Source organism: Pseudomonas corrugata, from assembly GCF_001269905.1.
GTDB lineage: Bacteria > Pseudomonadota > Gammaproteobacteria > Pseudomonadales > Pseudomonadaceae > Aquipseudomonas > Aquipseudomonas corrugata.
The window spans coordinates 1,124,820-1,141,954 of the sequence record NZ_LHVK01000003.1; the positions used below are offsets into that span (position 1 = coordinate 1,124,820).

At 62.6% G+C, this 17,135-nt stretch carries 14 protein-coding genes; 10 read left to right on the top strand and 4 right to left on the bottom strand.

Annotation, left to right across the window (positions count from 1 at the left end):
* Nucleotides 1–109: 109 nt before the first annotated feature.
* The 10 genes from AD665_RS05140 to AD665_RS05185 all read left to right on the top strand — a co-directional run bounded on the left by AD665_RS05140 (nt 110) and on the right by AD665_RS05185 (nt 13,720).
* Nucleotides 110–3,877: a nitrate reductase subunit alpha gene (locus tag AD665_RS05140; protein WP_024776632.1), complete on the top strand. Its 3,768-nt coding sequence runs from the start codon at nt 110–112 to the stop codon at nt 3,875–3,877.
* A 10-nt stretch (nt 3,878–3,887) separates the two neighbouring features.
* On the top strand, nt 3,888–5,423 hold the full coding sequence (gene narH / locus AD665_RS05145; protein ID WP_053191219.1) for a nitrate reductase subunit beta: 1,536 nt from the start codon (nt 3,888–3,890) through the stop codon (nt 5,421–5,423).
* 2 nt (nt 5,424–5,425) lie between these two features.
* Entirely contained in the window at nt 5,426–6,181 is a 756-nt protein-coding gene (gene narJ / locus AD665_RS05150; RefSeq protein WP_024776634.1) for a nitrate reductase molybdenum cofactor assembly chaperone, read from the top strand.
* On the top strand, nt 6,174–6,854 hold the full coding sequence (narI, locus tag AD665_RS05155; protein ID WP_024776635.1) for a respiratory nitrate reductase subunit gamma: 681 nt from the start codon (nt 6,174–6,176) through the stop codon (nt 6,852–6,854). The genes narJ and narI overlap by 8 nt, the downstream gene beginning before the upstream one ends.
* Before the next feature lie 10 nt (nt 6,855–6,864).
* Entirely contained in the window at nt 6,865–7,809 is a 945-nt protein-coding gene (locus AD665_RS05160) for a peptidylprolyl isomerase (RefSeq protein WP_053191220.1), read from the top strand.
* A 25-nt stretch (nt 7,810–7,834) separates the two neighbouring features.
* Nucleotides 7,835–8,827 (top strand): GTP 3',8-cyclase MoaA, encoded by a 993-nt coding sequence (moaA, locus tag AD665_RS05165; RefSeq protein WP_053191222.1) that lies wholly within the window; start codon nt 7,835–7,837, stop codon nt 8,825–8,827.
* A gap of 262 nt (nt 8,828–9,089) precedes the next feature.
* On the top strand, nt 9,090–11,105 hold the full coding sequence (locus AD665_RS05170) for a ribonucleoside triphosphate reductase (RefSeq protein ID WP_053191224.1): 2,016 nt from the start codon (nt 9,090–9,092) through the stop codon (nt 11,103–11,105).
* 29 nt (nt 11,106–11,134) lie between these two features.
* Nucleotides 11,135–11,296: an anaerobic ribonucleoside-triphosphate reductase gene (gene nrdD / locus AD665_RS27990; protein WP_024780381.1), complete on the top strand. Its 162-nt coding sequence runs from the start codon at nt 11,135–11,137 to the stop codon at nt 11,294–11,296.
* On the top strand, nt 11,293–11,988 hold the full coding sequence (locus tag AD665_RS05180; protein ID WP_033034906.1) for an anaerobic ribonucleoside-triphosphate reductase activating protein: 696 nt from the start codon (nt 11,293–11,295) through the stop codon (nt 11,986–11,988). The genes nrdD and AD665_RS05180 overlap by 4 nt, the downstream gene beginning before the upstream one ends.
* A 112-nt stretch (nt 11,989–12,100) precedes the next feature.
* Nucleotides 12,101–13,720, top strand: a complete 1,620-nt coding sequence (locus tag AD665_RS05185) for a methyl-accepting chemotaxis protein (protein WP_053191225.1) — start codon at nt 12,101–12,103, stop codon at nt 13,718–13,720.
* A gap of 273 nt (nt 13,721–13,993) precedes the next feature.
* Here the strand turns inward: AD665_RS05185 and AD665_RS05190 are convergent, their stop codons facing one another.
* Genes AD665_RS05190 through AD665_RS05205 form a run of 4 tightly spaced genes read right to left on the bottom strand, consistent with a single transcriptional unit; the run spans nt 13,994 to nt 17,112 of the window.
* A complete protein-coding gene (locus AD665_RS05190) occupies nt 13,994–15,355 on the bottom strand; it encodes a 4Fe-4S binding protein (protein ID WP_053191227.1) in 1,362 nt (453 codons plus the stop codon).
* Entirely contained in the window at nt 15,343–16,197 is an 855-nt protein-coding gene (locus AD665_RS05195) for an FTR1 family iron permease (protein WP_053191229.1), read from the bottom strand. Before AD665_RS05195 ends, AD665_RS05190 begins: the two co-directional genes overlap by 13 nt.
* A 22-nt stretch (nt 16,198–16,219) precedes the next feature.
* A complete protein-coding gene (locus tag AD665_RS05200) occupies nt 16,220–16,522 on the bottom strand; it encodes a cupredoxin domain-containing protein (protein ID WP_053191309.1) in 303 nt (100 codons plus the stop codon).
* Between the two features lie 59 nt (nt 16,523–16,581).
* Nucleotides 16,582–17,112 carry an iron transporter gene (locus tag AD665_RS05205; protein ID WP_053191231.1) on the bottom strand — a complete coding sequence of 177 codons (531 nt, stop codon included), beginning with the start codon at nt 17,110–17,112 and terminating at the stop codon, nt 16,582–16,584.
* Between the last annotated feature and the right edge of the window lie 23 nt (nt 17,113–17,135).

The window sequence follows — 17,135 nt, forward strand, 5'->3', positions numbered from 1 at the left end:
AGCTTGACGAGTCCTGGCGCCGAAATTGAGTGCGCTAATTAGCCACACAGGCCACCAGTGCGTGGGCGGGGCGCAGACCCCGCGGAGCAAGCCTGAGAGGAAAGACATTGTGAGTCATTTACTGGATCAACTGCGGTTCTTCAACCGCAAGCAAGGCGAGTTTTCCGAGGGGCATGGCGAGACCCGCAAGGAGTCCCGGGACTGGGAGAACGTCTATCGTTCCCGCTGGCAGTACGACAAGATCGTGCGCTCCACCCATGGGGTGAACTGCACCGGCTCGTGTTCGTGGAAAATCTACGTCAAGAACGGCCTGATCACCTGGGAAACCCAGCAGACCGACTACCCGCGCACCCGCAACGACCTGCCCAACCACGAGCCACGCGGCTGCCCTCGCGGCGCGAGCTACAGCTGGTACATCTACAGCGCCAACCGGCTCAAATACCCGAAGGTACGCAAGCCATTGCTCAAGCTGTGGCGTGACGCCCGTCAGACCCTGCCGCCGGTGGAGGCCTGGGCCAGTATCGTCGAAAACAAGGCCAAGGCCGACTCGTATAAAAGCAAGCGCGGCATGGGTGGCTTCATCCGCTCCAACTGGGAAGAAGTCAACGAAATCATCGCCGCGGCCAACGTCTATACCGTCAAGCAACACGGCCCTGACCGGGTGGTGGGCTTCTCGCCGATCCCGGCCATGTCGATGGTCAGCTACGCTGCCGGTGCGCGCTACCTGTCGCTGATCGGTGGCGTTTGCCTGAGCTTCTATGACTGGTACTGCGACTTGCCACCGGCCTCGCCGATGGTCTGGGGCGAGCAGACCGACGTGCCTGAATCGGCCGACTGGTACAACTCCAACTACATTATTGCCTGGGGCTCCAACGTCCCGCAGACCCGTACTCCCGACGCGCACTTCTTTACCGAGGTACGTTACAAGGGCACCAAGACCGTGGCGATCACTCCGGACTATTCGGAAGTCGCCAAGCTCACCGACCTGTGGCTCAACCCCAAGCAGGGCACCGACGCTGCGCTGGCCCAGGCGTTCAACCATGTGATCTTCAAGGAATTTCACCTGGACAAGCCCAGCGCCTATTTCACCGACTACGCCAAGCGCTACACCGACTTGCCGGTGCTGGTGATGCTCAAGCCGATGCTCGGTGCTGCGCCGGGTTCGGGTTACCAGCCGGATCGCTTCCTGCGGGCCAGCGATCTGACCGATAACCTTGGCCAGGACAACAACCCCGAGTGGAAAACCATCGCCCTCGATGCGGCCGGCGAGCTGGTGTCGCCTCAAGGCTCCATCGGCTATCGCTGGGGTGAGAAAGGCAAGTGGAACATCCTGCCCCGTGAAGGCGGCGAGGGGCGTGAGATCGACCTGAAGCTGAGCCTGATCGGCGGCGATGTGGCCGAAGTGGCCTTTCCGTACTTCGCCGGTGAAACCCAGGAATACTTCCAGCACGTGGCCGGTGACGCGGTGCAGTTCCGCCGGGTGCCGGTGCACAGCGTGGTGCTGGCCGACGGCAGCGTGGCCAAAGTCGCCACTGTATTCGACCTGTCGGCGGCCAACCTGGCGATCGACCGTGGCCTGGGCGGCGCCAACGTAGCCAAGGACTACAACGACGCCTCGGTGCCTGGTACCCCGGCCTGGCAGGAGCAGATCACCGGTGTCAGCCGCGAGAAGGCGATCCAGATCGCCCGTGAATTCGCCGACAACGCCGACAAGACCCGCGGGCGTTCGATGATCATCGTCGGTGCGGCGATGAACCACTGGTACCACATGGACATGAACTACCGCGGGCTGATCAACATGCTCATGCTCTGCGGTTGCATCGGTCAGACCGGCGGCGGCTGGGCTCACTATGTAGGCCAGGAAAAACTCCGTCCGCAGTGCGGCTGGCTGCCCCTGGCCTTCGGCCTGGACTGGAACCGACCTTCGCGGCAGATGAACGGCACCAGTTTCTTCTACGGCCACAGCTCCCAATGGCGCCACGAGAAGATGAGCATGCACGATGTGCTCTCGCCCCTGGCGGACAAATCGCAGTTCCCCGAGCATGCCCTGGACTACAACATCCGCGCCGAACGCGCCGGTTGGTTGCCCAGTGCGCCGCAGCTCAACACCAACCCGCTGCACATCTGCCGCGACGCCGCTGCCGCGGGCATGGAACCCAAGGACTACGTGGTCAAGTCCTGGCAGGACGGCTCGCTGCGCTTCGCCTGCGAGCAGCCCGACAACCCGGTGAACTTCCCGCGCAACATGTTCATCTGGCGCTCCAACCTGTTGGGTTCTTCGGGCAAGGGCCACGAGTACATGCTCAAGTACCTGCTCGGTACCAGGAACGGCGTGATGAACGAAGATATCGGCCAGGTCGGTGACTGCAAGCCGACCGAGGCCGAATGGGTCGACGAAGGCGCCATCGGCAAACTCGATCTGGTGACCACCCTGGACTTCCGCATGTCCTCGACCTGCGTGTACTCCGACATCGTCTTGCCGACCGCTACCTGGTACGAAAAAGACGACATGAATACCTCGGACATGCACCCGTTCATCCACCCGTTGTCGGCGGCCATCGATCCGGCCTGGGAGTCGCGTTCGGACTGGGAAATCTACAAGGGCATCGCCAAGGCGTTCTCGGCCATGTCGGTCGGACACCTGGGTGTCGAGAAGGACCTGGTCACCGTCCCGTTGATGCACGACAGCGTCGGTGAGTTGGCCCAGCCGTTTGGCGGCACCGACTGGAAAACTGCCGGGGTGGCCCCGCAACCGGGCAAGAACGCCCCGAACCTGCAAGTGGTGGAACGCGACTACCCGAACATCTACAAGCAATTCACCTCCCTGGGTCCGATGCTCGAGAAGCTCGGTAATGGCGGCAAGGGCATCAACTGGAACACCGACACCGAGGTGAAATTCCTCGGCGAGCTGAACCACCACGAAGTGGACGCCGGTATCAGCCAGGGCCGGCCAAAAATCGACAGCGCCATCGACGCCGCCGAAGTGATCCTGTCCCTGGCCCCGGAAACCAATGGCCACGTAGCGGTCAAGGCCTGGGCGGCGCTGTCGGAGTTCACCGGCATCGACCACAGCCACCTGGCGGTGTCCAAGGAGCACGAGGCAATCCGCTTCCGCGACATCCAGGCCCAGCCGCGCAAGATCATTTCCAGCCCGACCTGGTCTGGCCTGGAAGACGATCACGTGAGCTACAACGCCGGCTACACCAACGTTCACGAGTCGATCCCATGGCGCACCATCACTGGCCGCCAGCAGTTCTACCAGGATCACCCATGGATGCAGGCGTTCGGCGAGCAGCTGATGAGCTACCGGCCACCGGTCAACACCCGGACTATCGAAGGGGTGAAGGGCAAGCGCAGCAACGGCGAGACCGAGATTGTCCTCAACTGGATCACGCCGCACCAGAAGTGGGGCATCCACAGCACCTATACCGACAACTTGCTGATGCTCACCTTGAGCCGAGGCGGGCCGATCATCTGGCTCTCGGAGATCGACGCCGGGCGCGCCGGCATCGAGGACAACGATTGGGTCGAGTGCTTCAACGCCAACGGTGCGCTGACCGCCCGGGCGGTGGTCAGCCAGCGGGTCAAGGAGGGCATGGTGATGATGTACCACGCGCAGGAACGGATCGTGAACGTGCCCGGTTCGGAAACCACCAAAACCCGTGGCGGCCACCACAACTCGGTGACCCGCGTGGTGCTCAAGCCCACCCACATGATCGGTGGCTACGCCCAGCAGGCCTACGGCTTCAACTATTACGGCACGGTCGGTTGCAACCGCGACGAATTCGTCGTGGTGCGCAAGATGGCCAAGGTCGACTGGCTCGACGGTTCCAGCGGCGATGACCTGCCGCGTCCCTTGCCGACTGAGCTGGATTGAGGAGATTGAAATGAAGATTCGTTCACAGATCGGCATGGTCCTGAACCTGGACAAATGCATCGGTTGCCACACCTGTTCGATCACCTGCAAGAACGTCTGGACCAGCCGTGAAGGCATGGAATACGCCTGGTTCAACAACGTCGAGACCAAGCCCGGCATCGGCTACCCCAAGGAATGGGAAAACCAGGACAAATGGAAGGGTGGCTGGGTCCGCAATGCCGACGGCTCGATCAACCCACGCATCGGCGGCAAATTCCGCGTGTTGGCGAATATCTTCGCCAACCCGGACCTGCCGGGCCTGGACGACTATTACGAGCCGTTCGACTTCGATTACCAGCATCTGCACACCGCGCCCCTGGGCGAGCACCAGCCAACCGCGCGGCCGCGTTCAGTGGTTTCCGGCAAGCGCATGGAGATCGAGTGGGGCCCGAACTGGGAGGAAATCCTCGGCACCGAATTCGCCAAGCGGCGCAAGGACAAGAACTTCGACAAGATCCAGGCGGACATCTACGGCGAGTACGAAAACACCTTCATGATGTACCTGCCGCGCCTGTGCGAGCACTGCCTGAACCCGGCATGCGCGGCGTCCTGCCCGAGCGGTGCGATCTACAAGCGCGAAGAGGACGGCATCGTCCTGATCGACCAGGAAAAATGCCGCGGCTGGCGCATGTGCATCAGCGGCTGCCCGTACAAGAAGATCTATTTCAACTGGAAGAGCGGCAAGTCGGAAAAATGCATCTTCTGCTACCCGCGCATCGAAGCCGGGATGCCAACGGTCTGTGCGGAGACCTGCGTCGGCCGGATTCGCTACCTCGGCGTATTGCTGTATGACGCCGACCGCATCAGCGAAGTGGCGAGCACCGCCAACGAACAGGACCTGTACGAGGAGCAACTGGAGATCTTCCTCGACCCGAACGACCCGGCGGTGATTCGCCAGGCCCTGGCCGATGGCGTGCCACAGTCGGTGATCGATTCGGCGCAACGCTCGCCGGTCTACAAGATGGCCGTGGATTGGAAGCTTGCGCTGCCTCTGCACCCGGAATACCGCACCTTGCCGATGGTCTGGTACGTACCGCCACTGTCGCCGATCCAGAACGCTGCCGCCGCCGGCACCGTGGGCATGAACGGGGTGATCCCGGACGTCGACAGCCTGCGGATCCCGCTGCGCTACCTGGCCAACCTGCTGACCGCCGGCGATGAAAAGCCGGTCAAGCTGGCCCTCAAGCGTCTGCTGGCGATGCGTGCCTACAAGCGCTCCGAACAGGTGGACGGCGTGAAGGACCTGCAAGTGCTGGCCGATGTCGGCTTGAGCGTGAACCAGGTCGAGGAGATGTACCGCTACCTGGCCATCGCCAACTACGAAGACCGCTTCGTCGTGCCGAGTGCCCACCGCGAAGACGCCATGAGCGATGCGTTCGCCGAGCGTTCCGGGTGCGGCTTCAGTTTCGGCAGCGGTTGCAGCGGCAGCTCCGACACCAACATGTTTGGCGGCAAGAAGGCCAACCGTCGTGACGTGATCAAGACCGTGCAGTTGTGGGAGGAATGAGCATGCGCATTCTCAAGGTGATTTCGTTGCTGCTCGACTACCCGACCGAAACCCTGGTAGCCGGTCGTGACGAGTTGGAACAAGCGATTCTTCAGGCCCGGGAAATCAGCCCAAACCAGCGTGCCGGATTGTTCGAATTGTTGGAGGTGATCTGCGGCAAAGACCTGATGGACGGCCAGGAACACTACGGCGCGTTGTTCGGCCGTGGACGTTCGCTGTCGCTGTTGCTGTTCGAACATGTCCACGGCGAGTCCCGCGACCGGGGCCAGGCCATGGTGGACATGATGGCCCAGTACGAAGCGGCCGGTTTCGCCATCGGCGTGAAGGAGCTTCCCGACTACATCCCGTTGTACCTGGAATATCTCTCCACCCGTGAGGACCTCGAGGCCCGCGAGGGTCTGGCGGATGTCGCACACCTGCTGGCCTTGCTCGCCGCGCGCCTGGATGAGCGTGAAAGCGCCTACGCCAGTTGCTTCCGGGCCTTGCTGCAGATCGCCGGGGCCGAACCCCAGGGCGCGGTCGCCGAGTTGCGTGAGCAAGTGAAGGCCGAGCCACGGGATGACTCCCTCGAAGCACTGGACCGGGTCTGGGAGGAAGAGGCGGTGGATTTCATGAAGGCCGAACAGCAGGACCGTTGCAGTTCGCTGCCGAGCGCGCCGGGTAGGTCCCGGGAAGAAAGTGCGGTGCCGTTGCATTGGGTGGATTTTCAGCATGAAGGGCGGGCCGCTGCGCCGGCCGGGGAGGTGGGCAATGTCTAAGTGGGATTTGTTGTTGTTCGGGGTGTACCCCTATGTCGCCCTGGCGATCTGCCTGATCGGTAGCTGGGCGCGGTTCGACCTGGCCCAATACACCTGGAAAGCCGGCTCCAGCCAGATGCTGAGCAACCGCGGCATGCGGGTGGCGAGCAACCTGTTCCACGTCGGCGTGCTGTTCGTGCTGGCCGGCCACTTCGTGGGCCTGCTGACGCCGTCGGCGGTCTACCACCATGTCCTGAGCACCGAGAACAAGCAGTTGTTGGCGATGGTGTCCGGTGGCTTCTTCGGCGCACTGGGCCTGATCGGTTTGCTGATGCTGCTAAACCGGCGCTTGAGCGACCCGCGGGTTCGCGCTACGTCCAATACCTCGGACATCCTGGTGTTGGTGGTATTGCTGGTGCAGTTGGTACTGGGGCTGATGACCATCGTTGCCTCCACTGCCCACATGGACGGTTCGGTGATGGTGATGCTGGCCGACTGGGCGCAGAACACTGTGTTGTTGCGTCCGGTTGACGCTGCCACGTCGATTGCGCCGGTGGGCCTGGTCTACAAGCTCCATGTGCTGCTGGGCCTGACCCTGTTCGTGCTGTTTCCGTTCACCCGCCTGGTGCACATCGTCAGTGCGCCGGTCTGGTACCTGGGACGGCGTTATCAAATCGTTCGGCAGAAATTCTGAGGAGGCGATCATGGCCAGTGGATGCGGATGTGGTGGTGGTAACGGCGGCAGCGGCGGCTGTGGTTCTTCGGCAAAAGCGGCGCCCGTGGCGGACGTCGCGCCCCTGGGGGCGGTGCAGTTCGAGCCGGTGGCGGTTGAGCAAGCGCCGCCGCAGTTGATCGCCAGCAGTGAGCAGGAGTGGCCGATCATCAGCGTCAACGGGGTCTCGATCACCCCGCAGGCGATGGCCCAGGAGCTGCAGTATCACCCGGCGCGAAGCCGTGAGGATGCGGTCTATCAGGCGGCGCGGGCTCTGGTGATTCGGGAGTTGCTCCAGCAACGCATTACCGAGCTGGGCTTGTCCCTGCAGGTCGGTGCCGGTGAAAACGAGGAGGAGGCGGCGACGCGGCTGCTGCTCGAGCGCGAAGTGCAGGTGCCGCAATGCGACGAGGCGACCTGCTTGCGCTACTACGAAAGCAACCGGGCGCGCTTTCACAGCGCACCGCTGCTGGCAGTGCGGCATATCCTGCTCGAATGCGCGCCGGACGACGCCGAGGGTCGCAGCCTCGCGCATGTCCAGGCCGAGCTGCTGCTGGAAAGACTGGACCAGGCCCCGGGCAGCTTCGCCGATCTGGCCCGGATGCATTCGGCTTGTCCGTCCAAGGAGCAGGGCGGGTCGCTGGGGCAGATCAGCAAGGGGCAGACCGTGCCCGAGCTGGAGCGCCAGTTGTTTGCCCTGCCGGCGGGATTGTGCGGAAAACCGCTGGAGAGTCGCTATGGCTGGCACGTGATCAGCATCGACCAGCGTATCGACGGCCAGCCGTTGCCTTACGAGGCGGTGGCGACGGCGATCCGCACTCAGTTGCAGCAGGGCGTCTGGCAGAAAGCCCTGGTGCAGTACCTGCAAACCCTGATCGGTGCGGCGGACATCCGTGGCATTCATCTTCAGGGCGCCGACTCGCCGTTGGTGCAGTGAGCATCGCTTCGAACAGGGGGCATTCATGAACGCTGTGCTGCAGGATGGATTTGGGCGCCAGATCGATTATTTGCGGATGTCGGTGACCGATCGTTGTGATTTTCGTTGTGTGTATTGCATGGCGAAGAACATGACCTTCCTGCCGCGCCAGCAGGTATTGACCCTGGAAGAGCTCCAGCGGTTGGCGCGGCTGTTCGTCGGCCTGGGGGTGAAGAAGATCCGCCTGACCGGCGGCGAGCCGTTGATTCGCCCGGGCATCGTCGGGTTGTGCCGCGACATCGCGGCATTGCCCGGCCTGCGGGAGCTGGTGATGACCAGCAACGGCTCGCAGCTGGGGCGGTTGGCCCGGCCGCTGGTCGACGCTGGTGTCAAGCGCATGAACATCAGCCTCGACAGCCTGGACGGGGAACGCTTTCGGGCCATCACCCGTAACGGCAACCTCGACCAGGTGCTGGCGGGCATTGAAGCGGCGAAGACGGCCGGGTTCGAGCGGGTCAAGCTCAACTGCGTGGTGATGAAAGGGCGCAATTTCGATGAGGTGCCGGCGTTGGTGCAATACGCCATCGAGCAGCGCATTGATATCAGCTTCATCGAGGAAATGCCGTTGGGAGAAGTAGGGCGTTCCCGGGGTGAGTCGTTCTGTTCCAGTGACGAGGTGCGGGCCGTGATCGCCCGTCATCACCGATTGCTCGACAGTGCCGAGAACAGCGGCGGGCCGGCGCGCTATGTACGCCTGGAGCAGCATTGTGCAACCCGGATCGGCTTCATTTCGCCGAACACCCACAACTTCTGCGCCAGTTGCAACCGGGTACGCATGACCGTTGAAGGGCGCTTGCTGCTGTGCCTTGGGCAAGAGAACTCCCTCGACCTACGTGGCCTGTTGCGGCGCTATCCGCTGGATGATCAGCCGGTGATCCAGGCGGTGCAACACGCCTTGCGCGGCAAGCCCCTGCGCCACGACTTCAACCCGGATGGGGAGGTGCAGATCGTGCGGTTCATGAACATGAGTGGGGGGTGAGGAGCATCGTTGCCTGTGCTGGCGCTATCGCGAGCAGGCTCGCTCCCACATTGGGTTTGGGTTGATTGCGAGATCTGTGTTCACCCAAGTCCCCTGTGGGAGCGAGCCTGCTCGCGATGACGGCAGCCCAGTCACATCCCTACCAATTGACTCCCCCGATTCTTGACATCAGTCAATTGCAAACCAGCCTTCAACCCGTACTCTCCACTGCATATTGTGTTTTATGAACTTAAAGAGTCTATATGTAGTGTCTGGAGCCCAAATGCAAAGCACGTTGATCTCAGTAGGGTGCAACCGCCTGCACAAGCGCGACGGCAGTGTGGTCGCCTTTGATGCGGACAAGATTCGTCAGGCGCTGATCGCTGCCGGCAAGGCCACCAGCGAGTATGCCGAGGCCGAAGCCGAAGAGCTGCTCAAAGCCGTGCTTGCCCGGTTGGAAGGGCAGTCGCGATTGAACGTCGAGCAGATCCAGGACCGGGTCGAGCGGGTGCTGATGGATGCCGGTTTCTTCCTCGCCATGCGTGCCTACATCGTTTATCGCGAGCAACACGGACGCCTGCGCCGGGATCGTCGCACCCTGGTGGAAGTCGCGACCTCGATGAACGAATACCTCGACCGTGAAGACTGGCGTGTGCAGGCCAACGCCAACCAGGGTTATTCCCTCGGCGGGTTGATCCTCAACGTGTCCGGCAAGGTCACCGCCAACTATTGGCTCGACGAAGTCTACAGCCAGGCCATCGGCGAGGCGCACCGCGAGGCCGACTTGCACATCCATGACTTGGACATGCTCGCGGGCTACTGTGCCGGCTGGTCCTTGCGCACGCTGTTGCACGAAGGCCTCAATGGCGTGCCGGGGCGGGTCGAGGCCGGACCGCCCAAGCATTTGAGCAGCGCCCTGGGGCAGATGGTGAATTTTCTTGGCACCCTGCAGAACGAATGGGCCGGGGCCCAGGCCTTCAGCTCATTCGATACCTATTTGGCGCCCTACGTGCGCAAGGACCGGCTCAACTACGACGAGGTCCGCCAGTCGTTGCAGGAGTTCATCTACAACCTCAACGTCCCATCGCGCTGGGGCACGCAAACGCCGTTTACCAACCTGACGTTCGATTGGGTCTGCCCGCAGGATCTGCGTGAGCAGATTCCGATCATCGGCGGCGAAGAGATGCCGTTCGCCTATGGCGACCTGCAAGCGGAAATGGAGCTGATCAATCGTGCCTACATTGAGGTGATGCAGGCCGGCGATGCGAAAGGGCGGGTGTTCACCTTCCCGATCCCGACCTACAACATCACCCACGATTTTCCATGGGACAGTGAAAACGCCGACCGCCTGTTCGAAATGACCGCCCGCTACGGCTTGCCGTACTTCCAGAATTTCCTCAACTCGGATATGCAACCCAACCAGGTGCGGTCAATGTGCTGCCGCTTGCAACTGGATGTGCGCGAGCTGCTCAAGCGCGGTGGTGGCTTGTTCGGTTCGGCGGAGCAGACCGGCTCGCTGGGGGTGGTGACGATCAACTGCGCACGGCTGGGCTACCTGTACAAGGGCAACACCAGCGCACTGTTGCAGCGTCTCGATACCCTGATGGAACTGGCGAAAGAAAGCCTGGAGGTCAAGCGCAAGGTGATCCAGCACCACATGGATGCCGGCCTGTATCCCTACACCAAGCGTTACCTGGGTACCTTGCGCAATCACTTTTCCACCATCGGCGTGAACGGCCTGCACGAAATGCTGCGCAACTTCACCGACGACCAACAAGGGCTGCACACCGAGCAGGGGCGCGAGTTCGCATTGCGGTTGCTGGATCACGTGCGGGCGACGCTGCTGCGTTTCCAGGAGGAAACCGGCCACCTCTATAACCTGGAAGCCACGCCGGCCGAAGGCACCACCTATCGTTTCGCCAAGGAAGACCTCAAGCGCTACCCCGATATCCTGCAGGCCGGCAGCCCGGTTGCGCCGTACTACACCAACTCTTCGCAACTGCCGGTGGGGTTTACCGACGATCCGTTCGAGGCCCTGGAGCTGCAAGACCAACTGCAATGCAAGTACACCGGTGGCACCGTGTTGCACCTGTACATGGCCGAACAGATTTCTTCCACCCAGGCCTGCAAGCAATTGGTGCGCAAGGCCCTGGGGCGCTTCCGGCTGCCGTACCTGACGGTCACGCCGACGTTTTCCATCTGCCCGGTGCACGGCTACCTGGCCGGTGAACACGAGTTCTGTCCCAAATGTGACGAGGCGTTGTTGCTGCAACAGCAGCAGGCACGCAGCGTTCACTGATCCGATCATCCACCGCAAGGAGTTTCACCATGAATGAATCGAGCAATCGTCCACTGGCCCAGCGCCAACGTTGTGAAGTCTGGACTCGGGTGATGGGGTATCACCGCCCGGTGGCAGCGTTCAATCCTGGCAAGCAATCCGAGCACCGCGAGCGGGTGCATTTCACTGAACGCGCGGCCGGGCGTCCATGAGTCGAGTGCTGCGGGTCGGGGGCATGGTGCCCCTGACCACCCTCGATTATCCGGGCCAACTGGCCTGCGTACTGTTTTGCCAGGGCTGCGCCTGGCGTTGTCGTTATTGCCATAACCCGCAACTGATCCCGCCACGTGGCAACGAGGAAGTGGATTGGTGTCGGGTTCTGGCGTTTCTGCAGCGCCGCCAGGATCTGCTCGACGCCGTGGTGTTCAGCGGCGGTGAGCCGACCTTGCAGGACGGCCTGCCCTCGGCCATGGAGGAGGTACGGCAGTTGGGTTTTCGCATCGGCCTGCACAGCGCCGGTATCAAGCCGACGGCGTTCGCCAAGGTGATCAGGCAAGCCGACTGGGTGGGCTTCGACGTCAAGGCGCTGCCCGGAGATGCCCTGGACGTGACCCGGGTCGAGGGCAGTGGCACGGCCAACTGGCGCAGCCTCGACCATCTGCTGGACAGCGGCGTGGATTACGAGTGTCGCACCACGGTGCATTGGCATCTGTTCGACCCCGAACGGCTGTTGACCCTGGCCCGACGCCTGAGCGAACGGGGTGTCACCCGGTTCGCCGTGCAACTGGTGCGCACCGCCCGGATGCTCGACCCGCACCTCTCCAGCGTTTCGGCACACGCCTTGCAGCCCGAACTGTGGGCTGCCCTGCGCGAATTGTTCCCGTCATTCGTTTTGCGCAGCTGAACCGCTGTCGGGACGCACGACACCGCGGCCCGGGATGACCGGGCCACTCTTTTTTCCGAGGTTTTCAAATGCGCTGCCGGATCGGCAGGTAGTTGAACAGGGAGCATTTGATATGACCAGACTCACCACCGCCCAGCGTATCGTGATCGGCTTTGCCATCGCGCCACTGGCCTTGATCGCCCTGGCGTTGTACGCCTTGCACGACCTGGCTGTGTTGCGCGACCAGGCCGAGCAGATCGTCAGGCAGGATTGGCCGAAGATCGACCCGATCATGGTGATCGCCACAGGTGTGCGCGATAACGCCAGGAATACCCGGGACTTGCTGATCGACAAGAACAACACCCAGGTGCAGCAATCCATCGATGCCACGCGGCAACGCATCACCGAGGCCTTCGCGACGCTGGAGCCGCTGTTGTTTCAACCCGAAGGCAAGGCAGCTTTTGCCGAACTGAAGAAGCATCGAGAGGCTTACGTGGCCGCGTTCGTCCAGGTGCAGGCATTGATCCGCCAGGGCGCGATGGATGATGCGCTGACGCAACTCAGGCAGGGTGTGATCCCGGCCGAGCTTGAGGTGTACAAAAGCCTGGAAGGGCTGATGGCGATGCAGGGAAAGCTCTTTGTCGAGCGTGAGCGCCTGGCCCAGGCGCGCTACAGCGACGCGCGGCGCAACATGTTGACACTGGTCCTGGCTTGCCTGGCCCTGGTGAGTACCGTGGCGATACTGGTAACCCGCAGCGTGACCCGTCCGTTGGGCGGTGAACCCGATGATGCCGCACGGGTGCTGAGCCACATCGCCCAGGGTGACCTCACGATTCGGGTACCGGTGGGCGTCGGCGCCAACGACAGTGTGATGAGCAACATGCACGACATGCAGCAGAGCCTCAACACCATGGTCCGTCACATTGCGGCCTCGGTAGACCGGGTGGCCAGTTCATCCGAAGAGCTGAGTGCGGTGAGCAGCCAGACCAATAGCACGCTGCAGTTGCAGGGCATGGAGATCGAGCAGGCTGCGGCGGCGGTGAACCAGATGACGGCGGCGGTGGACGAGGTGGCGCGCAACGCCGTGAGCACCAGCGAAGCCTCGCGGGTCTCCGAGCAGACCGCCCAGCGTGGCCGTGAACAGGTTCAGCAAACGGTCGCTTCCATTTCGGCGTTGGCGGACGGTGTGACGGACACTTCGGCGCGCATCCAGCAGTTGGCAGGGCGGGTCGAGGACATCAGTTCGGTGCTGGACGTGATCCGCGGCATCGCCGAACAGACCAATCTCCTGGCCCTGAACGCCGCCATCGAAGCCGCCCGGGCCGGTGATGCCGGGCGTGGCTTCGCGGTGGTGGCCGACGAAGTCCGCGCGCTGGCCCATCGTACTCAGGACTCGACCCGTGAAATCGAGGACATGATCGGCAACATCCGCCAGGACAGCGGGCACGCCGTGACGGCCATGCAAAGCAGCAGCGAGCGGGTACAGGCCACCTTGCAGGTCGCCCAGCGCTCCGGTGACGCCCTGGATGAAATCGCTCGCTCCATTTCGCAAATCAACGAGCGCAACTTGATGATCGCCAGTGCCACGGAACAACAAGCCCTGGTAGCCCGGGAGGTGGATCGCAACCTGGTGGGCATTCGCAACCTGTCGGAGCAGGTGCTGCTGGGGGCACGGCATACCGACACGGCCGGCCAGGACCTGGCGCAGATGGCCGGCTCACTGCATGAGACGGTGGCGCGGTTCAAGGTGTAGTCGAGTCGGGGTGAAAGGTATGTGGGAGCGAGCCTGCTCGCGATAGCGGTGGGGCAGTCCAGGAAGATGTTGGATGTGCCGGCGTCATCGCGAGCAGGCTCGCTCCTACAGGTTTTGCGTTGTACGGGATGCTGTGTACGCCGCAAACCCCATGTGGGAGCGAGCCTGCTCGCGATAGCGGTGGGTCAGTCCAGGATGATGTTGGATGTGCCGGCGTCATCGCGAGCAGGCTCGCTCCCACGGGTTTGGCGGCGTATACACAGTCTTGCGGGATCACCACCCCCAGAACTGCAACCACCACCCATACCCCGCCAAGCCGCAGGCCGATGCCAGGCATGCCATGGCGGGCAATCGTCGAACCGGGGGCATCTGTTCCAAGCGTTTCCAACCCAGCCACAGACTCCAGGCCATCGCCGCCAGCAAAATCGCGGCCCGGGCTGGCTGCACCCATTCGAGTAAGAACCCTTCATAGCGCAACAGCTTCACCGTAGTGGCCGACAAGCCGAGAAAAAGTCCTGCACCACCAAGAGGCGTCAAGGTGATGGCCAAGGGCCAATAGTGTGCAGTATCCCCCGATATTTTCGCCGCCAGACGTATCAGCAGCGTCAACGAGCCACCCAGCAGCAAGGCACTCATGCCCAGGTAGGCGAGGATGCAAAACCCATCGAGCCAGCTGAAACTGTCATTGAGTTGCGGATAGTGCGTCAGCAGCCACCAGGGCGCGTTGTCCTGAAGGGGCCAGAGCACGTCATGGGTCACCAGCCACTGGGCCAGGTTCTGTTTCAAGGCGATGAACCACGGACTGACGGTCCACTGAAAAGCCCCCATGGCCAGGCCTATGACGCCGAACAACAGCAAGCGCACATCCCACGGCGAGACGCTGTTCGGTGTCGAACGGAGGATTTCCTGGTTGCTGGAACGGGCGATCAGGCGGACGGCGTCACGCTGGCCGCTGCAGCGACCGCAGGCATGGCAGTCGGCGGCGCTTCGCATGCGACGAATGTCCAGCAACGGTGCGCAATTGGGCGGTGGTCGACGGGGCGTCGGGTTTTCCAGCCAGCGTTGTTCGTCCACCTGAAAATGCACTGGCGCCAGGCGGGCGAGCAGGGCGAAGACACCGCTGACCGGGCACAAGTAGCGGCACCACACCCGTTTGCCCCGGGCGAACAACAAGCCGACGATCACTGCCGCGATGGTCGAGCCGCCCAGGATCAACAGCGCAGCCTGGGCATAGTCATAGACGCTGACGAGTTGGCCATAGATTGTGGTCAGGCAGAACGCCACGGTCGGCCAGCCGGCCCAGCGCAAGCCTCGGGGCATGCCCAGGCCTTTGCCGTATCGGCTGGCCCATTCGCTCAAGGCACCTTCGGGACACAACACACCACACCAGAGCCGGCCGAACAGCACGATCGACAGCAACACGAAGGGCCACCAGAGGCCCCAGAACAGAAACTGCGCAAGCAACGTGAGGTTATCGAACAGGCGCGCCTGACTGTTCGGCAAGGACAGGAATGCAGGTACCACCAGCAGCACCCCATAAAACAGCACCACCGCCCATTGCATGGCGCGAATGGTCGCGCCGTGGCGTCGCATGCCGTCACCCAGGCGCTGGAGCCAGGCATTCAGGTCGGGCATGGCAGGGGTTCCTCCTTGCGGGGCCGCAGCCAGCCGACGACTGCCAGCCAATAGCCGATCCACGCCAGCAACGTCAGCGCGCCGGGACTCGCGCGATACCCGGCAAAATCAGCGAGGAAACCACCGAACCCATGACCGTCATCCAGGATCGCGCTGCTGTCCCACAACGCGTCACCAATGCCGCGATACACTGCCTCAGGCCAGTCCATCGCCAGCAACTGCCCGCCGATCCGCTCGATGCCGCTGACCAGCAACGCCGCTCCAAGCAGCAAAAGAATCGCTTCGCTGATAGCAAAGAAACGTGGCCATGAGATGACCCGTCGACTGCTGTGCAGCAAGGAAACGGTCAGCAGCGCCAGCACCAGCCCAGCCACCGCGCCAACGGCAAACAAGCCCAGTTGCGACCCGTGCAAGCGAGCACCGGCGCCATACAGGAACACCACGGTTTCGCTGCCTTCGCGGCTGACGGCCAGCAGCGCCAGGACCAGCAGTCCCAGGCCACCCTGGCGGCTCAGGCGCTGATCGGCGTGGCGGGTCAGCTCCTGCTTGAGCGTGCTGGCGTTGCGGTGCATCCAGCCCACCATCTGCACGATCAGCACACTGGCGACCAGCGCCAGCGAGGCCTGGAACCATTCGTTGGCCGCGCCGCTCATGGCCTCGCCGGCCAGCAGGATCAGACCAGCCAGCCCGGTCGAAAGCAGCAGGCCCAGGGCCGCGCCGCTCCATACGTAGCGCAGTAACGGCCGGGTCTGTTGCTGACGGCTGACCCAGGCCTGGAGAATCCCGAGCACTAACAATGCCTCGACGCTTTCGCGCCAGACAATAAACATCGATTGAGTCATGCAAACGCCTCCTGCTGACCGATCACTGGGCCAGGATGCCGCCCTCGGGCAGTTGCGGATTGAATTCATCGAAAAACGGATAGCGTCCCGGACGCAGCGGGTGAATCACGACAAAGGTGGTGACCCCCGGCGACAGCACTTTTTCCACTCGCAACGGTGTGCTCTCGAACTCTGCCGGGCCCTGGCCGATGTTGTTCAGTACGATCTTGAAGCGCTGCCCGGCCGCTACTTCCAACAGCGGTGGGGTGAAATGTCCGTCGCGGATGCTCAGTTCATAGGTTGGCAACTCGGCCTGGGCCATTGAAGGCAGCACGCTCGCCAGCATCAGCCAGGCCAAGCGTCCATGCCTTGTGGCTGGCTGCCCGCAGGTTCGACGGGCCACCTTCAATACCCGCCTTTCTTGCCGATCCCGGCGTAGACGAATTCGTAATGCAACTCACAACGTTCGAACCACGGCGCGACGCCGGTTTCCTTATCGGTATGACGACCAAGTGAGCCATGACCGCCTGGGGGCAGGACGGTGAAGGTCAGTTGATATTTGCCCGGGCCGAGCAGCTTCACGTTGTCGCCATAGTGGGGTCCGTCATTGGCGACCATGGCGTGGAAGTCACCCTTGAGTTCGGTGTCGGTGCCCTGTTTTTTCAGCCGGAACGACACGTTGAGGTAGGGTACGAAGCTGCCTTCCTGGAAACCTTGCTGGTTGTCCGCCGTGGCGCGGATGTCGGCTTCCAGGTGGACATCGGAATCGGCGGTGGCGCGCATCATGCCGGCTGGGGCCATTTCAATCGGTTGCAGGTACACCGCACCGACTTCCAGTCCCGGGCACTGTTGTGGTTCGCCGATGGGGTATTCCTTGGCCTGGGCCAGCGGCGTGAGAACAAGGAGGGCGAGAGACAGAGGTACAAGTGTGCGCATGATGGCTTCCTGGACAACGTAAG

Coding starts and splice junctions, on each gene's coding strand:
- narH (WP_053191219.1), top strand. CDS start 3,888: ATGAAGATTCGTTCACAGATCGGCATGGTCCTGAACCTGGACAAATGC.
- narJ (WP_024776634.1), top strand. CDS start 5,426: ATGCGCATTCTCAAGGTGATTTCGTTGCTGCTCGACTACCCGACCGAA.
- narI (WP_024776635.1), top strand. CDS start 6,174: ATGTCTAAGTGGGATTTGTTGTTGTTCGGGGTGTACCCCTATGTCGCC.
- AD665_RS05160 (WP_053191220.1), top strand. CDS start 6,865: ATGGCCAGTGGATGCGGATGTGGTGGTGGTAACGGCGGCAGCGGCGGC.
- moaA (WP_053191222.1), top strand. CDS start 7,835: ATGAACGCTGTGCTGCAGGATGGATTTGGGCGCCAGATCGATTATTTG.
- AD665_RS05170 (WP_053191224.1), top strand. CDS start 9,090: ATGCAAAGCACGTTGATCTCAGTAGGGTGCAACCGCCTGCACAAGCGC.
- nrdD (WP_024780381.1), top strand. CDS start 11,135: ATGAATGAATCGAGCAATCGTCCACTGGCCCAGCGCCAACGTTGTGAA.
- AD665_RS05180 (WP_033034906.1), top strand. CDS start 11,293: ATGAGTCGAGTGCTGCGGGTCGGGGGCATGGTGCCCCTGACCACCCTC.
- AD665_RS05185 (WP_053191225.1), top strand. CDS start 12,101: ATGACCAGACTCACCACCGCCCAGCGTATCGTGATCGGCTTTGCCATC.
- AD665_RS05190 (WP_053191227.1), bottom strand. CDS start 15,355: ATGCCCGACCTGAATGCCTGGCTCCAGCGCCTGGGTGACGGCATGCGA.
- AD665_RS05195 (WP_053191229.1), bottom strand. CDS start 16,197: ATGACTCAATCGATGTTTATTGTCTGGCGCGAAAGCGTCGAGGCATTG.
- AD665_RS05200 (WP_053191309.1), bottom strand. CDS start 16,522: ATGCTGGCGAGCGTGCTGCCTTCAATGGCCCAGGCCGAGTTGCCAACC.
- AD665_RS05205 (WP_053191231.1), bottom strand. CDS start 17,112: ATGCGCACACTTGTACCTCTGTCTCTCGCCCTCCTTGTTCTCACGCCG.